Consider the following 21,928-nt stretch of genomic DNA (forward strand, 5'->3'; position numbering starts at 1 on the left):
CTCCCCGAACACCGTCACCCGCCCCGGATCGCCCCCGAACGCGGCCACGTTGTCGCGCACCCATTCGAGCGCGGCCACCTGGTCGAGCAGCCCCCGGTTGGCCGGGGCCCCCTCGACGTGGGCGAACCCCTCCATGCCGACCCGGTAGTTGAGGGTGACGACGACCGCGTTCCCCTCGCGGGCCAGCAGCGCGCCGTCGTACACGGACGCGCCGGACTCGCCGGAGCGGTACGCGCCCCCGTAGATCCACACCATCACCGGCAGGCGGGCCGCCGGGCCGGGCGACGGCGACCAGACGTTGACCGTCAGCCAGCTCTCCCCGCCCGCGGCCGGCCCCGGGGGGCCGCCTCGCTGGGGCGGTGGCGGCCCGAACTCCGCGCAGTCGCGCACGCCGTCCCACGCCTCGACGGGCGCCGGGGCGGCGAACCGTTCGGGCCGGGCGAACGGGATGCCGCGGAAGACGTGGACGCCGCCCTCGACGCGGCCCCGTACACCGCCCGCCGCGATCCGCACCTCGGGTTCCTTGGTCGCGCCCATGCTCAGCCCGCCTCTCGCCGGTACAACGGGGACAGCGGGAACATCCCCCCGAGCGTGCGCCGCCATTCGTCGACAAGATCAGACCGCTCGCCGTAAAGACTTCCCGCATGCCAGATACTGCATACCGTATGTGGTAGCGCTGTGTGTCGTGGCAGACAGTACGAGGTTCGCGAGTCCCACAGGCTTCCTCAGCCGGTCCCGTACCGTGGCGGCGCCCAACTGGAGCCGTTGGCTCGTGCCGCCCGCGGCGCTCTCCGTGCACCTGGCCATCGGACAGGCGTACGCGTGGAGCGTCTTCAAACCCCCGCTCGAGTCCGCGCTCGGCCTGTCCGGCACGCAGAGCGCGCTGCCGTTCCAGCTCGGCATCGTCATGCTGGGCCTGTCGGCGGCCTTCGGCGGCACGCTCGTCGAGCGCAACGGGCCCCGGTGGGCCATGTTCGTGTCGATGACCTGTTTCTCCTCCGGCTTCCTGCTCTCCGCGCTGGGCGTGCTCACCCGGCAGTACTGGCTGGTCGTGCTCGGCTACGGCTTCGTCGGCGGAATCGGCCTCGGCATCGGGTACATCTCGCCCGTCTCCACCCTGATCAAGTGGTTCCCCGACCGGCCCGGCATGGCCACCGGCATCGCGATCATGGGCTTCGGCGGGGGAGCGCTGATCGCCTCGCCGTGGTCGGCGCAGATGCTGGGCTCCTTCGGCGCGGACCCGACGGGGATCGCCACGACGTTCCTGGTGCACGGCGTCGTCTACGCGGTGTTCATGTCGATGGGCGTGCTGCTCGTCCGGGTGCCCCCGGACGGCTGGACACCGAAGGGCTGGAGCCCGCCCGCGGCCCAGGCGCGCCCGCTCATCACCACCGCCGACGTCTCGGCCCGCAACGCCCTGCGCACGCCGCAGTTCTACTGCCTGTGGGTGGTGCTGTGCTGCAACGTCACCGCCGGGATCGGCATCCTGGAGAAGGCCGCCCCGATGATCACGGACTTCTTCGCCGGCACCACGGCCGCGGTCGTGGCGGGGGCGGCGGCCGGGTTCGTCGCGCTGCTGTCGCTGGCCAACATGGCGGGCCGGTTCGTCTGGTCGTCCACCTCCGACCTGATCGGGCGCAAGAACATGTACCGCGTCTACCTGGGCGTCGGCGCGCTGCTCTACCTCGTCATCGCCCTGGCGGGCGACTCCTCCAAGCCGCTGTTCATCGTGTGCGCGCTGGGCATCCTGTCCTTCTACGGCGGCGGCTTCGCGACCGTGCCCGCCTACCTGAAGGACCTCTTCGGCACCTACCAGGTCGGCGCGATCCACGGCCGCCTGCTCACGGCCTGGTCCACGGCGGGCGTGCTCGGCCCGCTGATCGTCAACGCCATCGCCGACACGCAGAAGGCCGCCGGGCGCTCCGGCTCCGACCTCTACACGACCTCGCTGTTCATCATGATCGGGCTGCTCGCCGTGGGCTTCCTCGCCAACGAGCTGATCCGGCCCGTCCACGACAAGCACCACGAACGGCCCGCGCCGATGGTGGAGAAGGGACAGGTCGCATGACCTCCGGCCGACGCCGCACCGGGCTGATGACGCTGGCCTGGATCTGGGTGGGCGCGCCCTTCACGTACGGGGTGTACGAGCTGTTCCTCAAGCTCTCCCAGCTCTTCTCCGGCTGAGGCCGGAACCGGGCTCAGCCGATCCGCCGCCCGACCTCCCGCACCACCGCCGAGATCCCGGCCGCGCTGCCCGGCAGCACGTTCACCATCGTGAAGAACACGTGCATCTGGCCCGCGAACCGCTCCAGCTCCACCGGCACCCCCGCCGCCCGCAGCCGCTCCGCGTACTCCTCGCCCTCGTCCCGCAGCACGTCGTGCTCGGCCGTCAGGACGAGCGCGGGCGGCAGGCCGGACAGGTCGGCGGCGCGCAGGGGAGAGGCGTCGGGGTTGGCGCGCTGGGCCGGGTCGGGCGCGTAGTGGTCCCAGAACCAGAGCATGGAGTCCCGGGTGAGCACGAGCTGATTGCCCGGGGCGAGGTAGGAGTCGCGGTCGAAGTCGCAGTCGGTGACCGGGTACACGAGCACCTGCAGCGCGATGGCCGGGCCGCCGTCGTCCCTGGCGCGCTGGGCCACGACGGCGGACAGGTTGCCGCCCGCGCTGTCGCCCGCCACGACGATCGGCAGGCCGGGCAGGTGGGCGGCGGCCCAGAGCAGCGCCGCGTAGGCGTCGCGGGCGGCGACCGGGTAGCGGTGCTCCGGGGCGAGCCGGTAGGCGGGCAGGACGACCGCGCAGCCCGTACGGGCGGCCAGTTCCCTGCCCAGGGTGTCGAACTCGTCGAGGGCGCCGAGCACCCATCCGCCCCCGTGGTAGTAGACGATGACGCCGCGCGGCGTCCCGTCCGGGACCAGAAGGCGGCCGGGGAACGAGGCGCCGTCCTCGGCGGGGATGACGACCTCCGCTACCCGGGCGAGGTCCGGGCCCTTGCCCGACAGCTCGCCCAGGGCGGCCCCGAGGCCGCGGGCCTCCGTCACCGTCATCTCGTGCAGGGGCCGGCCGCCCGACTGGGCGAGCTGGTCGAGCAACGCGGTCGTCGCCTGGTCGGGGGCCATGGACGTCACCTGTTCCGAACGGGACGATGTCGGTCATTCCGAACGTAGGATCCGCCGCCGGGGTTGTCGAGGGCCGTCACGCCCCTTCCGCCGACCCGGGCCGGACGATCATCAGCACGACGACGACCGTCCACAACACGTTGTAGACGCCGGCGAGCATGGACAGCGGCCGCAGGCGGTCGCGCTCGCCCGGGGCGGCGAGGGCGGCGCGCTGGCGCGGGTAGATCTGCACGGCCAGCAGGAACCCGGCCGCCGCGGTGAGGACCATGGCGAGGGTGATCCAGATCTCGCCGACGCGCCCCTGCACGAGGGCCAGGACGATGCCGGCCACGGGCACGACGAGCGCGGCGACGCTGTAGCCGCGGGTGACGCGGTGCAGCGCGGTGGCCACGGCCCGGTCGCGCTCCCCGGCCCCCTCCTGGCCGAGGACCGGCACGTACCGCGGGAACAGGCTGGTCGCGATGGCCGAGCCACCCACGAACACGATGCCGGCCACCACGTGGATGGACAGCAGCACAGGCTCCACGAGTTCTCCCTCCACCAAAACCTTCAGGAAGCCTGAAGCCTAACACGCGACCTTCAGGGTGCCTGAAGGAGGGCGCGGCGCGATATGGGGGACGCCGGTCGTTGACCCCACGAGAGATCCGCCAGCAGGCTGAGAGGGTGATCCCGCGCCGCGCCGTCCGGCCGTCGCGGGCGATTTCGCGCCATCGCCGAAGGAGGCGACCCGTGACCACGTACGGACTGCTCATCTTCGAGGATGCCGAGGAGCTCGACTTCGCCGGTCCCTGGGAGGTCTTCACCCTGTCGGCGGCGCTGCGTGGCGGCGGTGACGCGGCGTTGCTGATCTCCGAGCATCCCGGCCCCGTGCGCTGCGCCAAGGGCATGCGTGTGCTGCCCGACCACGGGCTCGACGACCACCCGCCGCTGGACGTGCTGCTCGTCCCGGGTGGCCGGGGCGCCAGGCGGGTGCAGATGCACAACCCCGTCGTCACCGGCTGGGTCGCCGGGACCGCCGCGCGGGCGGACTGGGTGGCGAGCGTGTGCACCGGCGCGTTCGTGCTGCACGCCGCCGGACCGGCGCGGGGCCGGCGGGTGGCCACGCACCGCGACCACGAGGACGAGTTGGCGAAACTCGGTGACGTGACCGTCGTGCGGGACGCCCGCTACGTCGTGGACGGCAACCTGCTCACCAGCCAGGGGGTCTCGGCCGGGATCGACGCCGCGCTGTGGCTCGTCGGCCGTCTGCACGGCCGCGACCACGCCAGGGCCGTGCGCCGGCAGATGCAGTACGAGCCCGCGCCGCCGTACCTCGCCGACGAGCCCGGTTAGCCGCCCTCCCCGGCGAAGGCGGCGCGGACGGCGTCGCCCACCTGCCGCCTGATCGGATCGGCCGCCGCCCCGAACAGCCGCTCGTCCACCTCCGCCACCGCCGCCCGCGCCGCCTCCAGCAGGCGCGCCCCGCCGGGGGTGACCTCGATGGCGGACGCCGAGCCCGCGCGGGCGGTGTGGTCGCGCACCAGCCCGGCCCCGGCCAGCGCCTTCACCGCCGCGTGCACGCTCTGCACGGTGATGCCGGACATGCGCGCCAGGTCGCTGAACGAGATCCCGGGCACGGCCGCGATGTGACCGAGCAGCCCGAGCCGGCTCACGGTCAGGTCGAGCGGCGCGAGCGCGGCGCCGAGCTCGGTCTCGACCTGGCGTGCCAGCGTGAGCACCACGATGGAGGTGCTGGTCGTCGGGGCGGCCGGGCGGCCGTCGTCGAGGCTCACGCCTCAAGTCTCCCACCCGGGGCAGGCTCCGGGACGAGCGGTGACGGCCGGGCGAAACGGGAACTTCACGCGTACCAGACTGATCGCTAGGCTGACGGCACCTCAGTCCAGGGAGACGACGCGTGAGTGCTGTTGAGCCCGGCGTGGCCGGTGTTGACCCCACGGTGCCCAGCGTGGCCCGCATGTACGACTACTACCTGGGCGGGAAGGACAACTTCCCGGCGGACCGCGCCGCCGCGGAGAAGATCATCGCCATCGTCCCAGAGGTGCGCGAGACGGCCCGCGACAACCGGGCCTTCATCGGCAAGGCCGTCCGCCTCATGGCCGAGCAGGGTGTGCGGCAGTTCCTCGACATCGGGGCCGGGTTGCCCACCCAGGAGAACGTGCACCAGGTGGCGCAGCGGATCGTCCCGGACGCGCGGGTGGTCTATGTGGACAACGATCCGATCGTCCTGTCGCACGCCCGCGCGCTGCTGGCCGACAACCCGCACACGACGGCGGTCCGGGGCGACATCACCGAGCCCGCCGCCGTCCTGGCCGACCCCGAGGTGACCGGGCACCTCGACTTCGGGCGTCCCGTGGGGTTGCTGGCCTCGGCGGTGCTGCACTTCGTGCCGGGCGACGAGCGGACCGGCGACATCGTCAAGACGCTGCGCGCGCCGCTCGCGCGGGGCAGCCATGTGCTGATCTCCCACTTCTTCACGCCGGACGCCGACGACCCCAAGGTCAGGGCGGGCCAGCAGGTGTACAGCAGCACCAAACCGGGTGCGCTGATCGCCCGCCCGCTGCGCCGGATCGCCGCCTTCTTCGACGGGCTGAGCCTGCTGGAGCCGGGCATCGTCCCGGTCAAGTCGTGGCGGCCGGACTCCGACCTCGACCGGCAGGCCCCGGTCGACCTGAGCGTGCCCGGCCTCGTCGGCGCGGTCGGCCGGGTGCCCTAAGACGAGCGGGGTCTCTGGCGGTTGGCCTCGGCGGCGCGCTCAGGTCGGTGTGCCACGCTCCGGTCCGGACACTGTGATCAGGAGTGCGGGCTCGGGGCCTGCGCTCGCCTGAACCCGTGGCTCCGCTCCACTTTCGCCACATGCAACGTGTAGCTCTGATACCACTCGACCTGCCCGCGCTTCTGTGCCGCGCGGTGCTCGGCGTTGTTGCGCCATTCCGTGAGGGCGTCCGCGTCGCGGAAGTACCCGACGGTGATGCCCAGCCCGCCAGGTGTCTGCGCGTGGTCCATCCCCAGGTACCCGGGGATGTCCTTCACCAGGTCTTCCATGCGTGCGTTGGTCTCGCTGTAGCCGCTCTGCTCCTGGGTCCGCACCGCGGTGAAGACCGCCACGTAGTAAGGGGGCTCATATGCCGCGACGGGAGTGACAGGCGCTTCCGAGTGATCACTCATGGCATCACTGTAAAGGGGTCCGCGCGGGTTCGTGTCATAGGCCGCAAAGCACCGCTATGTAATCGAAATCGCCCCGAGGCGGCTTCCGCCGGCCGGGCCCGTGACGGAGCGGCTGGTTCCGTCACGAGCCCGCCGACGTGAGGTGGAAGCGTCTGTCGAGGCCGGTCATGCGCAGGAGCCGGGTCAGACGCGGCTGGAGCCCGGTCAGCCGGATCCGGCCGCCGGCGCCCTCGACGGTGTTCGCCGCCCAGATCAGCGTGTTCAACCCGGAGGAGTCGCAGAACTCGACCCCTTTCATGTCGACGACCACGGACGGCGGACGCAGGCAGGACATCGCCTCGTTCAGTCCGTTGCGGAACTCCTCTTTCGAGGCCAGATCCAGGTCGCCGGCAGGACGCAGCACAGCGGAGCCGTCACTCTGCGTGACGACCCAGGAGAAGCCGGTGCGGTCGGCGCTTCTCATTACATCCCTCCGCTTTGCAACGGTTCGCGCCCTTCATCTTTGCACAGTGCAACGAAACCGGAAAGTTATACTCGGGGACCCGCAGGTGGCTTCCGCGGGCACGTGTACAACAGTGCCCATGGCGCACGACGATGAGTCTCCGCCGGGCGGCGAGGACCTCGACGCGGTCGTCACCGCGGTGCTGGCGGGCTCCCGGCTCCTGGTCGCCCTCACCGCCCGGTCGCTGGCCGCCGCCGAGGACAAGATCACCCTGCCGCAGTTCAGGATGCTGGTGGTGCTGGCCGGCCGCGGGCGGACCAAGCTGGTGACGATGGCCGACCTGCTCGACGTCAACTCCTCCACCGCCATGCGGATGGCCGACCGGCTGGCCGGCGCCGGACTGGTCGTCCGCGAGGTCAACCCGAGCAACCGGCGCGAGAGCCTGATGCGGCTGACCGGTGAGGGGCGGCGCGTCGTGGACGAGGTGATGACCCGCCGCAGGAACGAGATCGGCGAGATCGTCGCACGCATGTCCACCGCGCAGCGCCACGCGCTCGTCTCGGCCATGAACGCCTTCAACGAGGCGGGCGGCGAGCCCACGACGGCCGGTCCACACCCGCTGGGCTGGCCGGACGGGTGAGATTCGAGGGCTGTTGACTCCATGTTCGAGGGCGTGGGAGTCTCCTCGACGTATGACGGGTGCGGCCGTCATACCTCCCGCCGCCGATGCCATGGCCCGTCCGGGCCGGCTCCGGCGGGATCACGATCCAGACAGCGTCTGACCGCCGGTCGGCCGGCCTCCGCCACGGTTTCGTCCCTGGGGTGGCCGCGCGGTGCCGGGCGACCGGACGCCGGCTCCGGTGAGGTGACAGATGACTCGGCTCTGCGGCGGAAACGACGGGGGCGCGGTTCGCGTCAAGGGCACCGTCCGGCGGCCGGTGCGTGAGTGGACGGCCTCGGTGCACGCACTGCTCCGGCATCTCGAACGCATGGGCTTCCCCGGGGCGCCGTGTGTCCTGGGGGTCGATGAGCTGGGGCGGGAGATCCTCACGTACCTGGAGGGCGAGACCATGGGCGACGCTCCGGTGTGGCCCCCGTGGTCGCGTACCGAGGAGACGCTCGTGCAGGTGGCGGAGTGGACGCGGGCCTACCACGAGACCGTGGCCAGCTTCGTGCCCCCGCCCGGCGCCCGCTGGCGCACCGGCGCCTCCTGGACGCCGGGCGCGGTCGTCGTCCACAACGACGCCACGCCCTGGAACGCCGCCTGGCACCGGGGCCGGCTGACCGGCTTCTTCGACTGGGACTTCGCCGGCCCCGCCACCGTGGACTCCGACGTCGCCTGGATGGCGCACGCCTGGGTGCCGCTGCACTCCCGCCGCGTCACCGAGACGGAGGGCCTGTGCGACTTCGACGCGCGGCCCGCCCGGCTGCGGCTCTTCCTCGACGCCTACGGCTGGCGCGGGAGCACGGACTCGGTGATCAAGGAGATCCAGGCGCGGATGCGGGTGCGGGCCGCGCAGATCCGCCGCCTCGGGGCGTCCGGCGAAGGGCTGTACGCGCGGCTGCTGCGCGGCGGCGTCGCCGACGACCTCGACCAGGCCATCCACGAACTGCACGACTTCCCCCGATGACCCCCCGTCCCGCCGCGCCGCCCATACCTCAGGAGGGCTGGTAGTCGCGCAGGTGGCGGGCGACCTCGGCGGTGTAGTCGCGCCACTTCGCCGGGATGCCGTCGGCCCGCTTGAGCGGGTCGACGCCGCTGCGGTAGAGCGCGGCCAGCTTCAGCGCCGGGTCGCCGGGCAGCTTCTCGACCTCCGGGCCCAGCGCGCACATGAACCGGCCCATGGAGACGATCGACAACTCGGGGCTGAACGGGGGAACGGGCTTCGGGCTCTGCAGGCCGCCCGGTTGCCAGTGCCACAGCACCCCGGGGGTCCACCTGGCGATGCCGTACTCGTCGCGCACCGAGTCCGACAGCCGCGGGTCGTAGTCCGACTCCGCCTTGAGCATCGCCGCGATCAGGGCCGGGCTCAGGCCGGGCTCCGCGCAGTAGGTCCCGGCCTGGACGATCAGCGGACGGTACTCGCGCGGGATGTCGGCGTCGTCGCGCAGCCAGCGACCGGTGTCGTCGGCCGCCGGTGACGGCGCGCTCGTGACGGCGCCCGGCTGCGGATCCTCGCCGCCGCCCGGCGGGGCGTCGAAGGGCTGGACGAGCGCGATGGCCGCCGCCGTCGCGACCCCGGCGACGGCCACCGCCGTGCCCCCGACGATCACCGCCCGCCGCCGCGCCGACCCGTGTCCCGCCGCACGCTGCTGCTCCGGGGCCTCCGGAGGCGGTTCGCCGGGCGCGGGCGTCAGCTCCATCGGGACGGGCGACGACAGGGCGGCGGCGTAGGCCGCGGCGTCGGGCCAGCGGGCCGCGCGGTCGGGGTCCAGCGCCCGCATCACCGCCGCGTCGACCGCCTCCGGCACCCCGTGCCGCAGCGCGCCCGGCGGCACCCGCTGCTCCGGCTTGGCCGGCACCCTGCCCGTGAGCAGGTGATACGTCAGCGCCCCCAGCCCGTGGACGTCGGCCCGCGCGTCGGGCGCCCCGTCGAAGTAGAGCTGCTCGGGAGCCTGGTAGCCGGGTGACCCGGCGGGCAGCGTCAGCCCGCTCAGGTGATCGGTGGAGCGCGCGATGCCCAGATCGGCCACCATCACCCGCTCCCCGCCCTCGGGCCGCGAGCAGAACAGCACGTTCGACGGCTTCAGGTCGCGGTGCACGACCCCGATGCTGTGCAGGACGGCCACGCCCTGGCAGATCTCGCCCATCAGGCCGAGCGTCTCCTCGACCCCGAGGGGCGGCCCGGCCAGGCGCTGCTCCAGGGTGCCGCGGTCGGCGTACGTCATCACGAAGTACGGCCGCCCGTCGTCGAGCTGTCCGAGGTCGAAGACCTGCACCAGCAGGTGGGAGTCGGCCCGGCGCAGCAGCCGCGCCTCCTGGAGGAACCGCTCGCGCACGTCGGACTGCCTGGCCCAGTTGTCGGCGAGGATCTTGACCGCCACCGACGAGCGCAACTCGTCGTCACGCGCGAGGTAGACGGAGGCGAAGCCCCCGACGCCGATGAGCTGCTCGATCCGGTAGCGGCCTGCGTGGGGAGGAGCCGTCATTCAGCTCATCATGGCCGATGGCCCCGGATCCGTCCACGCGCCCTCGTACCTACCAGGTTACGCACGGCCCCCGCGATCCGGCAGGATCGGAGCGGCGACTCCGAGACGGGAGCGAACACCATGGACATCCGGCGTGCCGCCGTCGCGGTGGCCGCGTGGCCGTCCGTCTGACAGCGCCTGTCCGTCCTCGACACCTCCCAGACACACGAGTAGGGTCGCGCCCGATGTCCCACAGCACGATCTTGATCCAGATGGCCGCCACGCCCACCGACGACCGGCCGTACTCGCTGGAGCTCGCACCCGGCGAGCAGGCGTTCTTCGGCCGCGGGACCCCTGGCTCGCCCGTCGACCTGCTGCTGGACGACCCCGCCGTCTCCCGCAGGGCCGGCCGGATCGTGGCGGTGGGCGACTACTGGGTGCTGTCCAACCTCAGCACGTCCAAGACGTACGTGGTGGAGAATCCCGAGGGCGGCGGGGAGTTCGTGAAGGTGCCGCCGGGGCGGATGGGCGCGCCGATCCCGTTCGAGTTCTCCCGGGTGACACTGCCCGCCGTGGACGGCACGGTCTCGTTCCTGGTGTTCGCGCCGCAGCACGTGCACGTGCCTCCCGGCCACGCGGACGGCGGCGCGGCCACGCAGGTCGCCTACCCGCTCGACCAGAACGCGAAGTACTTCCGCATCCTGGTCGCCCTGTGCGAGCCGCGCCTGCGCGACTCCTCGACCTCGCGCATCCCGACGATCCCCGAGATCGGCGAACGCCTGCCCGACCTGGGGCTCAGCCGGACCGCGATCGGCTTTCACATCGGGTATCTCGCGGAGAAGAAGCTGCACGTCAAGAGCCCGCAGGCAGGGGAGGGCAAGGCCGACTGGCAGCGTCACGCGCTGGTCTCGCTCGCCCTGAGGTTCGACCTGGTCACCAGCGACCACCTCGCCCTGCTCCCGGTGCCGGGCCGGTAGCCCGCCATGAGCGGCCCCGGAGCCGGTCCACGACCGCCCGCCGCGTCAGCGCCACCACGGGGGACCGCCCACGTCAGGAACCTGCACCTCCTGACGGGACGGCCAGGCTCGGCGCGCGACGGGGAAGAGCACGTGACCGGCCCGGGGCACCCGGCCCGCCAGGGGACGGAACCCCTCAGGCCAGCAGCACGGGCAGAGCCAGGACGTCGCTGCCCGTGAACGACGGCAACGGCCGCAGCGCGCCCGGCTCGACCGCGAGCCGGAGCCCGGGGAAGCGGCCGAACAGCGCGGGCAGCGCGACCGCGGCCTCCAGCCTGGCCAGCGGGGCGCCCAGGCAGAAGTGCATGCCGTGGCCGAAGGCGAGGTGCCGGCGGTCGTGCCGGTCGATGTCGAACCTGCCGGGATCGGGATTGACCAGCGGATCGCGCCCGTGCGCGCCGAACCCGATCAGGATGGGGTCGCCCGCGGCGATCGTGACGCCCTCGCCGAGGTCGATGTCCGCGGTGGCGAAGCGCAGCGGCAGGTGCATGACGGGCGGGTCGCGGCGCAGCGACTCCTCGATCACGTCCGTCCACCGCGCGGGCGCGGCCAGGACGGCCGCGAGCTGGCCGGGGTGGGTCAGCATGGCGACGGTGGCGTGGTCGATGAGCGACACCGCGGTCTCGCTGCCCGCGCCGATCATCAGCAGCAGGGTGCTGACCACCTCGTCCATGGTGAGCCGGTCGCCGTCGTCCTCGCGGGCGGCCAGCAGCAGGGTCGTCAGGTCGTCGCCGGGCGCGGCCCGCTTGGTCTCGACCAGTTCGTGCATCGCCGCGTAGATGCCCTCCCGCATCGCCGCGGCCCGCTCGGCGGTGAGCGAGTTGTCCAGGACGAGGTCGATCGCCGCCAGCATCGCGGGCCGCTGCCCGGCCGGGACGCCGAACAGGTCGCAGATGACGCCGCTGGGGATGGGGTAGGAGTAGCGGGCGCGCAGGTCCACCGGCTCGCCCGGCGGGAGGCCGGCCAGCTCGTCGAGCAGCCCGGCGGCGATGCGCTCCACGGCCGGGCGCATCGCCTCGACGCGGCGGCCCGTGAACGCCCTGCCGACCAGGTTCTTCAGCCGCCGGTGGTCGTCGCCGTCGGCGGTGAGCATGCTGACCACGTCCACCCAGGCCGTCAGCCAGGCGATGGCGAACGGCTGATAGCCGGGCCACGACGTGCGGGCGTCCTTGGAGACGTGCGGGTGGGTCAGCAGGCGCCTGACCACCTCGCCCCGGGTGACCGACCAGGCGACGACGCCGGCGGGCAGGCGTACGCGGACGGCGGGGCCGGCCGCCCGCAGCCGGTCGGCCTGGTCGTGGAGCCGGCTCCCGGAGGTGTCGAGGATCGTCGGCGCGTCGGTCACGGGGACCTCCTGCGTGCACGATGGGGGAATCGTCCGGTAAGGGGTCTACCCGGTGGAGGGGCGGCCTACAGCAGGTCCTCGACGCGGATCGGCAGGCTTCGCGGGCGGCGGCCCGTGGCGTGGAAGACGGCGTTGGCGATGGCCGGGGCCACCCCCACCAGGGCCACCTCGCCGAGGGTCTTCACGCCCGTCGGGTTGAGGGTGAAGTCCGGCTCGCCGACGAAGGCCACCTCGATCCGGCCCACGTCGGCGTTGACCGGGATCACGTAGTCGGCCAGGTCGGCGTTGACGAAGCCGCCGAAGCGGGGATCGACCTCGCTGTGCTCGCTCAGCGCCGCGCCGATGCCCCACACGACCGCGCCGCGCACCTGGGCCTCGGCCGTGACCGGGCTGGCCACCCGTCCGCAGTCGGCCACGCTGACCACCCGCGAGACGCGTACGCGCGGGGCCGCGGGTGCCACCCGCACCTCGGCGAAGTGCGCGATGAAGCTGAAGGCGACGTGGCCGGGGTACTCGGGGCCCGCCGGGGCGACCAGGCCCGCGCGCATCCGGTCCACCGCCTCGGGCGGCTGGCCGGGCCCCTTGGTGAGGGCCTCGGCCACCACCTCGGCGCCGTCCTGCTCGGGGGCGCTCCGCCCGGCCGCCGCGACGGCCGCCGCGACGTCCACGGGGCCCTCCCGCGGGACGCCCAGGCGGGCCCGCAGTTCGAGCAGCGCCGCGTGGACCGCCAGCAGCGTGCTGTTGGTGCCCCACGCCCCCGCGGTCAGATGGTGCGGCACGACGCGGGTGTCGCCGACGACGACGTCCACCCGGTCCACGCCGATCCCCAGGTCACCGGCCACGGCGCGGGCCAGGGCGGTCGTGATGCCCTGGCCCATCTCGTGCCCGCCCACCTCCGCCAGCACCCGGCCGTCCGCGCGGGCGCGCAGGCGGGCGAGCACCGGCACCGTCATCACCGGGTACGCCCCGGCCGCCACCCCCCAGCCGACCAGCGTCCCGTCGGTCTCCCGCATGGAGCCGGGGTCCGGCGGGCGCTCCGCCCAGCCGAACAGCTCCGCGCCCCGCCGCAGGCACGCCGCCAGATGGCGGGAGGAGAACGGCTTGCCCGTGACCGGGTCCGCGCCCGCGTCGTTGGAAAGGCGCAGCTCGACCGGGTCGCGCCCGGCGGCGCAGGCCAGCTCGTCGAGGGCCGACTCCAGCGCGAACGCCGCCGGGTGCTCGAACGGGGCGCGCATGTAGCCGGGCGTCTGGACGTCGGTCCTGACGTGGCGTTGCCGGCCGCGGAAGCTGCTGATGCCGTACAGGCGGGAGGTGATCTCGGTGTAGGTGGCGGGGAGCAGGTCGCGCCGGGACGCCTGCTGGTCCACCTCGTGGATCGCGGCCAGCAGCCGGCCCGAGCGGTCGGCGCCGAGACGTACGCGGTGCCGGCTCACCGGGCGGAAGCTCGCCGCGTGGAAGGTGTGCGCGCGGGGCAGCACCAGCTTCACCGGGCGGCCCAGCCGGCGGGCGGCCACCGCCAGGGGCGCGAGGTGCGGCTGCAGCGAGTTCTTCTGCCCGAACCCGCCGCCCACGTACGGGGTGATGACCTGGACGCGGTCCGGGTCGATGCCGAGCTGGCGGGCCAGGCCGCCGCGCAGGGCCCCGGCGCTCTGGGTGCCCTCGTGGACGACGAGGGTGTCCCCGTGCCACTCGGCCACGCCGCCGATCAGCTCCATCGGCACCTGGTGCTGCGGGCCCGTCTCGTAGACGGCGTCCACCCGCAGCGGGCTGCGCTCGTACGCGCCGTCGGCGTCGCCCACGACGACGTCGGCGAGGAACGGCAGCGGCAGCGCCTCCTCCTGGAGCACGGTCTCCGTGCCCGCCGCGTCCAGCTCGACGGCGAACGGCTCCTCGTCATAGGCGGCCCGCACCAGCCCGGCCGCGTGGACGGCGGCGACCAGGGTGTCCGCCACGACCAGGGCGATGGGCTGCCCCCGGTACGCGATCCGGTCGTCGAGCAGCGGTTGCAGGCTCTGGAAGGCGTAGCCGTCGGCCATGACGTACCCGGCCGGGGCGATGCCCAGGTCGTCGAGGTGCGACAGGATGAGCAGGACGCCGGGGACGGCGGCGGCCTCGGCGGTGTCCAGGCCGGTGATCCGGCCCTTGCCGGCGGTCGCGACGACCGGGATGGCGTAGGCGAGGCCGGGCGGCGCGTGGTCGGCGCCGTAGCGGGCCGCCCCGGTGACCTTCTCCCGCGCGCCGACGCGCGGTGTTCTCTCCACGGGTGGCCAGGGGTGCGCCGTCCGGTCGCCGCTCTCTTCGGTGTCGGTCATCGCAGGGCCCGCTCTCCGGCGATCCGCAGCGCCTCGGCGACGGTGCGGATGCCCAGCTCGATCCGGAACGCGTTGTGTGTGCCGGCCCGCGCGCCGGCGAACGCGGCCGCACCGGCCCGCCGCGCGCTGCGGCGGTCCAGCACCGCCCCCGCCAGTTCCTCTTCGGCGGAGGGGCAGCGCCAGGGCCGGGTGGCGACCCCGCCCACGGCGACGCGGCACTCCTCGACCGCTCCGCCCTCGCCCAGCGTGACGGCCACGGCCGCCGAGGCGAGCGCGAACGCGTACGACTCCCGGTCCCTGACCTTGTGGTACGTCGATCCGCGCCCGGCGGCGGTGACCGGCACGCGGATGCGGGTGACGATCTCGTCCCAGGCCAGCGTGTGCTCCCGGTCCGGCCGCTCGCCCGGCTCGACGTGCAGTCCGGCCAGGGGGAGCGTGCGCGTGCCGCGCGGTCCCGTCACGTCGAGGACGGCGTCGAAGGCGATGAGCGCGACCGCCCAGTCCCCCGGGTAGGTGGCGACGCACGCGTCGCCGCCGCCGAGCAGGGCGTGCCCGCGGTCCAGCCCGCCGATCGCCGCGCAGCCGCTGCCGGGCAGCCGCTTGTTGCACGGGAACGGGGGCCCGCCGCGGAAGTACGTGCAGCGGGTGCGCTGGAGCAGGTTGCCGCCCACGGTGGCCATGTTCCGCAGTTGCTGGGAGGCGGCCTTGGCCAGGGACTCGGCCAGCGCCGGATAGTCGCGCCGCAGCAGCGGGTCGGCCGCCACGTCCGCCATCAGCGCCCCCGCCCCGAACGTGAGCTCGCGCGGCCCGGCCGTGTCGATCCCGGCCAGTTCGGGCAGCGCGCGGATGTCCACGACGGCGGGCGGGGTCTCGATGTCCAGCTTCATCAGGTCGAACAGCGTGGTGCCTCCGGCCAGCACCTTCGTGCCGGGGCCGGCCTCCGACAGCGCGCGGACGGCCTCCTCCAGGGTGGCCGGGGCGGTGTAGGTGTACGGGCGCACGGCTCAGCCCTCCCGTCGCCCGGCCGCGGCGCGTACCGCGGCCAGGATCCCCGGGTAGGCCCCGCACCGGCACAGGTTGCCGCTCATGTGCTCGCGGATGTCGTCGTCGGCGCCGGCGTTCCCCTCGGCGATGCAGGCCAGGCCGGACATCACCTGCCCGGGGGTGCAGTAGCCGCACTGCAGCGCGTCGTGGTCCACGAACGCCTGCTGGAGCGGGTGCAGGGCGCCGTCGGGTCCGGCCACGCCCTCGATGGTGCGCACCGATCTGCCGTTCACCTGCACGGCCGGGAGCAGGCAGGACACGACCCGGCGGCCGTCCACGTGGACGGTGCACGCGCCGCACTGGCCGTGGTCGCAGCCCTTCTTCGACCCGGTCAGGCCGAGCCGCTCGCGCAGGACGTCGAGCAGTGACTCCCGCGGGTCGAGATCGAGGCGTACGGCCTGACCGTTGACCGTGAACTCGGTCACTACCTCCGAGGTCATAGGCGCAACGCTAGTGCTGAACGCCGTTTTTATCCCCATATGGTGGGATAAGGGGCGGTCAAGAAAGGTCCCGCCCGCCGCGAACGCGACGCGGACTTTACCGCAGGGGGGTTGTTACCGTGCTGCTCGTGCCCTTCATCGACGCCCTGTCCGCAGCCCTGCCGCCGAACCGGATCGTCCTCGACCCCGACGTCATGGCCGCCCACGCCCGCGACCAGGCCGCCTGGGCGCCGGCCGGCACGCCGCTCGCGCTGGTCCGGCCCCGGGACGCCGGCCAGGTGCGCGCGGTGGTGGCCGCCTGCGCCGAGCACGGCGTCCCGATCGTGCCGCGCGGCGCCGGCACCGGCCTGTCCGGCGGGGCCAACGCCGTGGACGGCTGCGTGCTGCTGGCCCTCGACGGCATGGACCGCATCATCGAGATCGACCCCGCCGAGCAACTCGCCGTCGTGCAGCCGGGCGTGGTCAACGACCGCCTGCGGGCCGCCGCCGCCGAGCACGGCCTGTGGTACCCGCCCGACCCCGCCAGCTCCCCCTGGTCCACCATCGGCGGCAACACGGCCACGAACGCGGGCGGCGTGTGCTGCGTCAAGTACGGCGTCACCCGCGACTACGTGCTCGGCCTGAAGGCCGTCACCGGCAGGGGAGAGCAGGTCACGCTGGGCCGCCGCACCAGGAAGGGCGTGGCGGGCTACGACCTGGCCGGCCTGTTCGTCGGCTCCGAGGGCACGCTGGGCGTCATCACCGAGATCACCGTGCGGCTGCTCCGGCTGCCGGACAGCCCGCCCAAGACCGTCGTCGGAGCGTTCGACTCGCTGGTCGCCGCGGGCGAGGGCGTCGCGGCGGTGGCGCGGGCCGGGATCACGCCGTCCGCGCTGGAACTGGTGGACCGCTACTGCCTGCGGGCCGTGGACGACTGGAAGAACATGGGGCTGGCCGACCTCGGCGACGTCCTGCTGCTCGGCCGCGTCGACACCGGCGACGAGCGGGAGGCCGCCGCCCTCCAGGACTGCTTCGAACGGGCCGGGGCGACGTTCAGCACCCGCTCGACCGACGCGGACGAGGCGGAGGCGCTGTTCGCCGCCCGGCGGCTGGCCTACCCCGCGCTGGAACGGCTCGGGCCGGTGCTGACCGAGGACGTGTGCGTGCCCCGCGGGCTGGTGCCCGAGATGCTCGCCCGCATCGAGGCCCACGCGACGGCGCACGACGTGCACATCGCCAACATCGCGCACGCCGGCGACGGCAACCTGCACCCGCTCATCGTCGTCCCGGCCGGCGACGACGAGGCCCGCGAACGGGCGCAGCGGGCGTTCGAGTCGATCCTCGACGACGCCGTCGCGCTCGGCGGCACCGTCACCGGCGAGCACGGCGTCGGCCTGCTGAAGAAGCGCGGCATGCACGCCGAACTGGGCGACAACGTGCTGGCGCTGCACCGCGCGATCAAGTCCGCCCTCGACCCGGCCGGGATCTTCAACCCCGGCAAGGTCATCTGACGGCGATCAGGGCAGCGCCGAGCCCGCCAGGCGGCCGGTGCGGCGGTAGACGGCGCACATGACGTCGCGGTGGCCGTCGGCGGCTGCCTCTACCTGGCCGCCGCCGTCACGGTCCTGGCGTCCTGAGCGTGGCGGGGAGGCGGCCGTCGATCGCGGCGTGCGCGTGGGCGAGGTCGGCCTCCATGCGCGCCGCCGTCTCCCTGAGCTCGGGCAGGACGTCGCGCAGCAGCGCGGCGTTGGAGGCGCGACCGGCGTGCGTGGCGACGTTCACCGCCGCCACCGTGCGTCCTGACCGGTCGCGCACCGGCACCGCGACGGACCGCACCCCCTCCTCCAGTTCCTGATCGACGAGGGCGTACCCGTCGGCGGCGGCCTGGCGCAGCAGGGCCCGCAACTCCGCCGCCGAGGTGACGGTCCTGGACGACAGCCGCCTGGGCTCGATCGCGGCCAGCCGCTCGTCGGGCAGCTCCGCCAGCAGCACCCGCCCCATGGACGTCGCGTACGCGGGCAGCCGGGTGCCGACCGTGAGGTTGATGCTCATGAGGCTGACCGTCTGCACCCGGGCCACGTACAGCACGTCGTCGCCGGACAGCACCGCCACCGACGCCGACTCGCGCACCCGCGCCACCAGGTCGGCGAGGTGCGGCTGGACGATCTCGCCGAACGTCAGCCCCGACAGGTGGGCGTAGCCGAGTTCCAGCACCCGGGGCAGCAGCACGAAGCGGGGCCCGTCGGCGGCGGCGTAGCCGAGGCGCTCCAGCGTCTGGGCCGCCCGCCGCACGGTCGCCCGGGGCAGGCCGGTGACCTTGGCGCAGTCGGCGAGGGTCAGCCCGCCCGGGGCCGTGCCGAGCGCGGCCATGACGGCCAGCCCACGCGCCAGTGACTGCAGGAACCCCATCCCCAGCTCCTGCTTGGCGGCCCGGGAGGGATCGGCCGGTGGGGCGGGGACCGGCCGCGCGGCGGCGGGGCGTTCCCCGGCCAGCGTGGCCTCCATCTCCGCGACCGTCGCGCGCAGCGCGCCCAGGCAGTGTTCGCGCAGCCCGGCCGCGGTGTGCCTGCTGGTGTGGCTGACGACGCTGACCGCGCACACGGCCCGCCCCGTCCCGTCCCGCACGGGCATCGCGACGGCGATCAGACCGGGCTCGACAAGCTGATCATCCTCAGCCCACGACGGAACCGAGCCGGACGGGGCCGTGTCGGGTGGGGTCGAGTCATGCGAGGGCGAGTCAGGGGGCGCCGGGGCAGGTGGTGGCGGGGTGAGGAGGGCCAGGCCGGCCGCGCAGCGGTCGGCGGGCAGCAGGTCGCCGACCCGGAAGGTGACCGACATGGTGCGCCGCCGGGTGAACTGCACGATGAACCGCACCCCGTCGCCGTCCCGCACGGCCAGCGACACCGACTCGTCCAGTTCGTCGGCCAGCCGCCCGGCGAGCGGCGCGAGCGCGTCCCGCAGCCCGCCGCCCGCCAGGTACGCCTCGCCCAGCTCCATCAGGCGCGGCGCGGGCAGCACGTCGCGGCCCTCGGCCCGCGCGTAGCCGAGGCGCGTGAGCGTCCCCAGCACCCGGTCCACGGTGGACCTGGCCAGGCCGGTGGCGCGGACCAGGTCCGTCGCGCGCGCGGGCCGCCGCGGATCGGCGGTCAGCGCGCGCAGCACGGCGAGCCCGCGCTCAAGGGTTCCGGCCGCTTCCATGGGCTCCTCCTACGGCGACGTACGACGCCGGGTGCTCTCTCATGTGGGCGACGAGCGCCGCCCGGCGACGCCGCACACCACCGGACGGACCTTTGACAGCCCGCCCACCCGTACACATACTGGACAGACATCATAGTGAACAAAAGTTCGCAGAGCGAACACATCACGGACGGGAGCGTCGTGCGCAGAGACAAGGTGGTCGCCACGGCCGCGGAGGCGCTGGCCGGCGTGCACGACGGCGCGTCGTTCGCCGTCGGCGGCTTCGGCCTCAGCGGCATCCCCAATGTGCTGATCCGGGCCCTCTACGAGACCGGCGCGACCCGCCTGGCCGTCGTGTCCAACAACTGCGGCGTGGACGGCGGCGGCCTGGGCGTCCTGCTGGCGGCCCGCCGCATCGCCCACGTCACCGCGTCCTACATCGGCGACAACAAGGAGTTCGCCCGCCAGTACCTGGGCGGCGAGCTGGAGGTCGAGCTCACCCCGCAGGGCAGCCTGGCCGAGCGGCTGCGCGCGGGCGGCAGCGGCATCCCCGCCTTCTACACCCCGGCGGGCGTCGGCACGCCCATCGCCGACGGCGGCCTGCCGCTGCGCCACCACCCCGACGGCTCCGTCGCGCTCGCCTCGCCGCCGAAGGAGGTGCGGGAGTTCGACGGCCGCGAGTACGTGCTCGAACACGGCATCCGCACGGACTTCGCGCTGGTCCGCGCCGCCAGGGGCGACCGTCACGGCAATCTGGCCTTCCACAAGGCCGCCAGGAACTTCAACCCGCTGGCCGCCATGGCCGGGCGGGTCACGGTCGCCGAGGTCGAGGAGCTGACCGAGCTCGACCCCGACGAGGTGCACCTGCCCGGCGTCTTCGTCCAGCGCGTGCTGGTGCTGACCCCCGAGCAGGCCGCCGACAAGTCCATCGAACGACGCACGATCTCCACCCCTCAGGCGCAAGGGACCGACACCGCATGAGCTGGACCCGCGACGAGATGGTCGCCCGCGCCGCGGCCGAGCTGCGCGACGGCGACTACGTCAACCTCGGCATCGGCCTGCCCACCCGCATCCCGTCCTTCCTGCCCGAGGGCGTGGACGTAGTGCTGCACTCGGAGAACGGCATCCTCGGCGTCGGCCCGTACCCGCGGGCGGAGGAGGTGGACCCCGACCTGATCAACGCCGGCAAGGAGACGGTCACCGTGCTCCCCGGGGCGTCGTTCTTCGACTCCTCGCTGTCGTTCGGCATGATCCGCGGCGGGCACATCGACGTGGCCGTGCTGGGCGCGATGCAGGTCTCGGCCCGCGGCGACCTGGCCAACTGGATGGTCCCCGGCAAGCTGGTCAAGGGCATGGGCGGCGCCATGGACCTGGTGCACGGCGCCCGCCGGGTCATCGTGATCATGGACCACAACGCCAAGGACGGCTCCCCGAAGATCGTCAAGGAGTGCGCGCTGCCGCTGACGGGGAAGAAGTGCGTCCACCGGATCGTCACCGACCTCGGCGTCTTCGACGTCACCGAGCGCGGGCTCGCGCTGGTCGAGCGGGCGCCGGACGTCAGCCTGGAACAGGTGCGCGACCGCACCGACGCGGAGGTGATCGCATGAGCTCGGGCATCAAGGACGTCTACGTCGTGGACGCCGTCCGCACGCCGTTCGGCCGCTACGGCGGGGCCCTGTCCGGGATCCGCCCGGACGACCTGGCCGCGCACGTCGTCGCGGCCCTGGCCGAGCGCACCGGCCTGGAGGCCGCCGACGAGGTCGTGCTCGGCAACGCCAACGGCGCCGGCGAGGAGAACCGCAACGTCGCCCGCATGGCCGCGATCCTGGCCGGCCTGCCGATCACCACGCCGGGCGTGACCGTCAACCGCCTGTGCGGCTCCGGCATGGAGGCCGTCCTGCACGCCTACCGCGCCATCGCGCTCGGCGACGCCTCGACCGTGATCGCGGGCGGCGTCGAGTCGATGACCCGCGCGCCGTGGGTGCTGCCCAAGCCGGACCGGGCCTTCCCGGCGGGCGGGCAGGAACTGGTCTCCACGACGCTCGGGTGGCGGCTGGTCAACCCGCGCATGCCCGCCACGCACACCGTCGCGCTCGGCGAGGGGGCCGAGCTGATCGCCGACAAGCACGGGATCACCCGGGCCGAACAGGACGCGTACGCGCTGGTCAGCCACCAGAAGGCAGCCAAGGCGTCGTTCGAGCGCGAGATCGTGCCGCTCGACGGCGTCACCCGCGACGAGGGCATCCGCCACGACACCTCCCTCGATGCGCTGGCCAGGCTCAAGCCCGCCTTCCGCAAGGACGGCGGCACCGTCACCGCCGGCAACTCCTCCCCGCTGAACGACGGGGCCGCCGCGCTGCTGCTGACCGACGAGGCCGGCCTGCGCGGGCGCGAGCCGCTGGCCCGGATCGTGGCCGGCGGCGTCAGCGCGCTGGAGCCGCGCTACTTCGGGCTCGGCCCGGTCGAGGCGGCCGGACGGGCACTGGCCAAAGCGGGCAAAAGCTTCGCCGACCTCGACACCGCCGAGCTGAACGAGGCGTTCGCCGCGCAGGCACTCGGCTGCCTGGCCGAGCTGCCCGACCTCGACCCCGCCATCGTCAACCCCGACGGGGGCGCCATCGCGATCGGCCACCCGCTCGGGGCCTCCGGCGCCCGCGTCACCGGCGCGGTGGCCCACCGGCTGGCCGCCGCCGGTTCGGGCCTCGGCCTCGCCTGTCTCTGCATCGGCGTCGGCCAGGGACTGGCCGTCGTACTCGAAAGGTAGCG

At 73.8% G+C, this 21,928-nt stretch carries 22 protein-coding genes; 10 read left to right on the forward strand and 12 right to left on the reverse strand.

Annotation, left to right across the window (positions count from 1 at the left end; all coding sequences use genetic code 11):
* A partial coding sequence (locus FAF44_RS22565) for a carboxylesterase family protein (RefSeq protein ID WP_237105214.1) occupies positions 1-537 on the reverse strand: 537 nt, incomplete at its 3' end.
* A 148-nt stretch (positions 538-685) separates the two neighbouring features.
* Between FAF44_RS22565 and FAF44_RS22570 the strand changes: the two genes are divergently transcribed.
* Positions 686-2,068, forward strand: coding sequence for an OFA family MFS transporter (locus tag FAF44_RS22570; protein WP_237105215.1), 1,383 nt, complete (start codon positions 686-688; stop codon positions 2,066-2,068).
* A 130-nt stretch (positions 2,069-2,198) separates the two neighbouring features.
* On the opposite strand, the gene FAF44_RS22575 is transcribed toward FAF44_RS22570, so the two are convergent.
* The gene (locus FAF44_RS22575) at positions 2,199-3,113 is read right to left on the reverse strand and encodes an alpha/beta hydrolase (RefSeq protein WP_237105216.1); all 915 of its coding nucleotides are present in this window, start codon (positions 3,111-3,113) and stop codon (positions 2,199-2,201) included.
* A 76-nt stretch (positions 3,114-3,189) separates the two neighbouring features.
* Positions 3,190-3,639, reverse strand: coding sequence for a hypothetical protein (locus FAF44_RS22580; protein WP_237105217.1), 450 nt, complete (start codon positions 3,637-3,639; stop codon positions 3,190-3,192).
* Between the two features lie 203 nt (positions 3,640-3,842).
* Between FAF44_RS22580 and FAF44_RS22585 the strand changes: the two genes are divergently transcribed.
* Complete coding sequence (locus FAF44_RS22585; protein ID WP_237105218.1) at positions 3,843-4,445, forward strand: DJ-1/PfpI family protein; 603 nt, start codon at positions 3,843-3,845, stop codon at positions 4,443-4,445.
* Here the strand turns inward: FAF44_RS22585 and FAF44_RS22590 are convergent.
* On the reverse strand, positions 4,442-4,885 hold the full coding sequence (locus FAF44_RS22590) for a MarR family winged helix-turn-helix transcriptional regulator (RefSeq protein WP_237105219.1): 444 nt from the start codon (positions 4,883-4,885) through the stop codon (positions 4,442-4,444). The genes FAF44_RS22585 and FAF44_RS22590 overlap by 4 nt on opposite strands.
* A 122-nt stretch (positions 4,886-5,007) precedes the next feature.
* Between FAF44_RS22590 and FAF44_RS22595 the strand changes: the two genes are divergently transcribed.
* Positions 5,008-5,826, forward strand: a complete 819-nt coding sequence (locus FAF44_RS22595; RefSeq protein WP_237105220.1) for an SAM-dependent methyltransferase — start codon at positions 5,008-5,010, stop codon at positions 5,824-5,826.
* Between the two features lie 77 nt (positions 5,827-5,903).
* On the opposite strand, the gene FAF44_RS22600 is transcribed toward FAF44_RS22595, so the two are convergent.
* Entirely contained in the window at positions 5,904-6,278 is a 375-nt protein-coding gene (locus FAF44_RS22600; protein ID WP_237105221.1) for an antibiotic biosynthesis monooxygenase, read from the reverse strand.
* 121 nt (positions 6,279-6,399) lie between these two features.
* Positions 6,400-6,741 carry an STAS domain-containing protein gene (locus FAF44_RS22605; RefSeq protein ID WP_237105222.1) on the reverse strand — a complete coding sequence of 114 codons (342 nt, stop codon included), beginning with the start codon at positions 6,739-6,741 and terminating at the stop codon, positions 6,400-6,402.
* 118 nt (positions 6,742-6,859) lie between these two features.
* On the opposite strand from FAF44_RS22605, the gene FAF44_RS22610 reads away from it, so the two are divergent.
* Both FAF44_RS22610 and FAF44_RS22615 read left to right on the forward strand, forming a co-directional pair.
* The gene (locus FAF44_RS22610; RefSeq protein ID WP_237105223.1) at positions 6,860-7,360 is read left to right on the forward strand and encodes a MarR family winged helix-turn-helix transcriptional regulator; all 501 of its coding nucleotides are present in this window, start codon (positions 6,860-6,862) and stop codon (positions 7,358-7,360) included.
* 232 nt (positions 7,361-7,592) lie between these two features.
* Positions 7,593-8,351, forward strand: a complete 759-nt coding sequence (locus FAF44_RS22615; protein ID WP_237105224.1) for a phosphotransferase — start codon at positions 7,593-7,595, stop codon at positions 8,349-8,351.
* A 28-nt stretch (positions 8,352-8,379) separates the two neighbouring features.
* Here the strand turns inward: FAF44_RS22615 and FAF44_RS22620 are convergent, their stop codons facing one another.
* A complete protein-coding gene (locus tag FAF44_RS22620; RefSeq protein WP_237105225.1) occupies positions 8,380-9,870 on the reverse strand; it encodes a serine/threonine-protein kinase in 1,491 nt (496 codons plus the stop codon).
* Positions 9,871-10,094: 224 nt separating this feature from the next.
* Here FAF44_RS22620 and FAF44_RS22625 point away from each other — a divergent pair, with 224 nt between their 5' ends.
* On the forward strand, positions 10,095-10,826 hold the full coding sequence (locus tag FAF44_RS22625; RefSeq protein ID WP_237105226.1) for an FHA domain-containing protein: 732 nt from the start codon (positions 10,095-10,097) through the stop codon (positions 10,824-10,826).
* Between the two features lie 175 nt (positions 10,827-11,001).
* Here the strand turns inward: FAF44_RS22625 and FAF44_RS22630 are convergent, their stop codons facing one another.
* The 4 genes from FAF44_RS22630 to FAF44_RS22645 all read right to left on the reverse strand — a co-directional run bounded on the left by FAF44_RS22630 (position 11,002) and on the right by FAF44_RS22645 (position 16,006).
* Positions 11,002-12,210, reverse strand: a complete 1,209-nt coding sequence (locus tag FAF44_RS22630) for a cytochrome P450 (protein WP_237105227.1) — start codon at positions 12,208-12,210, stop codon at positions 11,002-11,004.
* Positions 12,211-12,275: 65 nt separating this feature from the next.
* Positions 12,276-14,522 (reverse strand): xanthine dehydrogenase family protein molybdopterin-binding subunit, encoded by a 2,247-nt coding sequence (locus FAF44_RS22635; protein ID WP_237105228.1) that lies wholly within the window; start codon positions 14,520-14,522, stop codon positions 12,276-12,278.
* Positions 14,519-15,523 (reverse strand): xanthine dehydrogenase family protein subunit M, encoded by a 1,005-nt coding sequence (locus FAF44_RS22640; protein ID WP_237105229.1) that lies wholly within the window; start codon positions 15,521-15,523, stop codon positions 14,519-14,521. The genes FAF44_RS22635 and FAF44_RS22640 overlap by 4 nt, the downstream gene beginning before the upstream one ends.
* A 3-nt stretch (positions 15,524-15,526) precedes the next feature.
* Positions 15,527-16,006, reverse strand: coding sequence for a (2Fe-2S)-binding protein (locus FAF44_RS22645; RefSeq protein ID WP_237105230.1), 480 nt, complete (start codon positions 16,004-16,006; stop codon positions 15,527-15,529).
* Between the two features lie 194 nt (positions 16,007-16,200).
* On the opposite strand from FAF44_RS22645, the gene FAF44_RS22650 reads away from it, so the two are divergent.
* Complete coding sequence (locus tag FAF44_RS22650; protein ID WP_272894873.1) at positions 16,201-17,496, forward strand: FAD-binding oxidoreductase; 1,296 nt, start codon at positions 16,201-16,203, stop codon at positions 17,494-17,496.
* Positions 17,497-17,602: 106 nt separating this feature from the next.
* Here FAF44_RS22650 and FAF44_RS55885 read toward each other — a convergent pair whose 3' ends face one another.
* A complete protein-coding gene (locus FAF44_RS55885) occupies positions 17,603-19,183 on the reverse strand; it encodes an IclR family transcriptional regulator C-terminal domain-containing protein (protein WP_308193361.1) in 1,581 nt (526 codons plus the stop codon).
* 180 nt (positions 19,184-19,363) lie between these two features.
* On the opposite strand from FAF44_RS55885, the gene FAF44_RS22665 reads away from it, so the two are divergent.
* Genes FAF44_RS22665 through FAF44_RS22675 form a run of 3 tightly spaced genes read left to right on the forward strand, consistent with a single transcriptional unit; the run spans position 19,364 to position 21,926 of the window.
* A complete protein-coding gene (locus FAF44_RS22665) occupies positions 19,364-20,143 on the forward strand; it encodes a CoA transferase subunit A (RefSeq protein WP_237105231.1) in 780 nt (259 codons plus the stop codon).
* Positions 20,140-20,769 carry a CoA transferase subunit B gene (locus tag FAF44_RS22670; protein ID WP_237105232.1) on the forward strand — a complete coding sequence of 210 codons (630 nt, stop codon included), beginning with the start codon at positions 20,140-20,142 and terminating at the stop codon, positions 20,767-20,769. Before FAF44_RS22665 ends, FAF44_RS22670 begins: the two co-directional genes overlap by 4 nt.
* 8 nt (positions 20,770-20,777) lie before the next feature.
* A complete protein-coding gene (locus tag FAF44_RS22675; RefSeq protein WP_237105256.1) occupies positions 20,778-21,926 on the forward strand; it encodes a thiolase family protein in 1,149 nt (382 codons plus the stop codon).
* Positions 21,927-21,928: the final 2 nt, after the last annotated feature.

This window comes from Nonomuraea sp. MG754425 (assembly GCF_021699195.1).
Lineage (GTDB): Bacteria > Actinomycetota > Actinomycetes > Streptosporangiales > Streptosporangiaceae > Nonomuraea.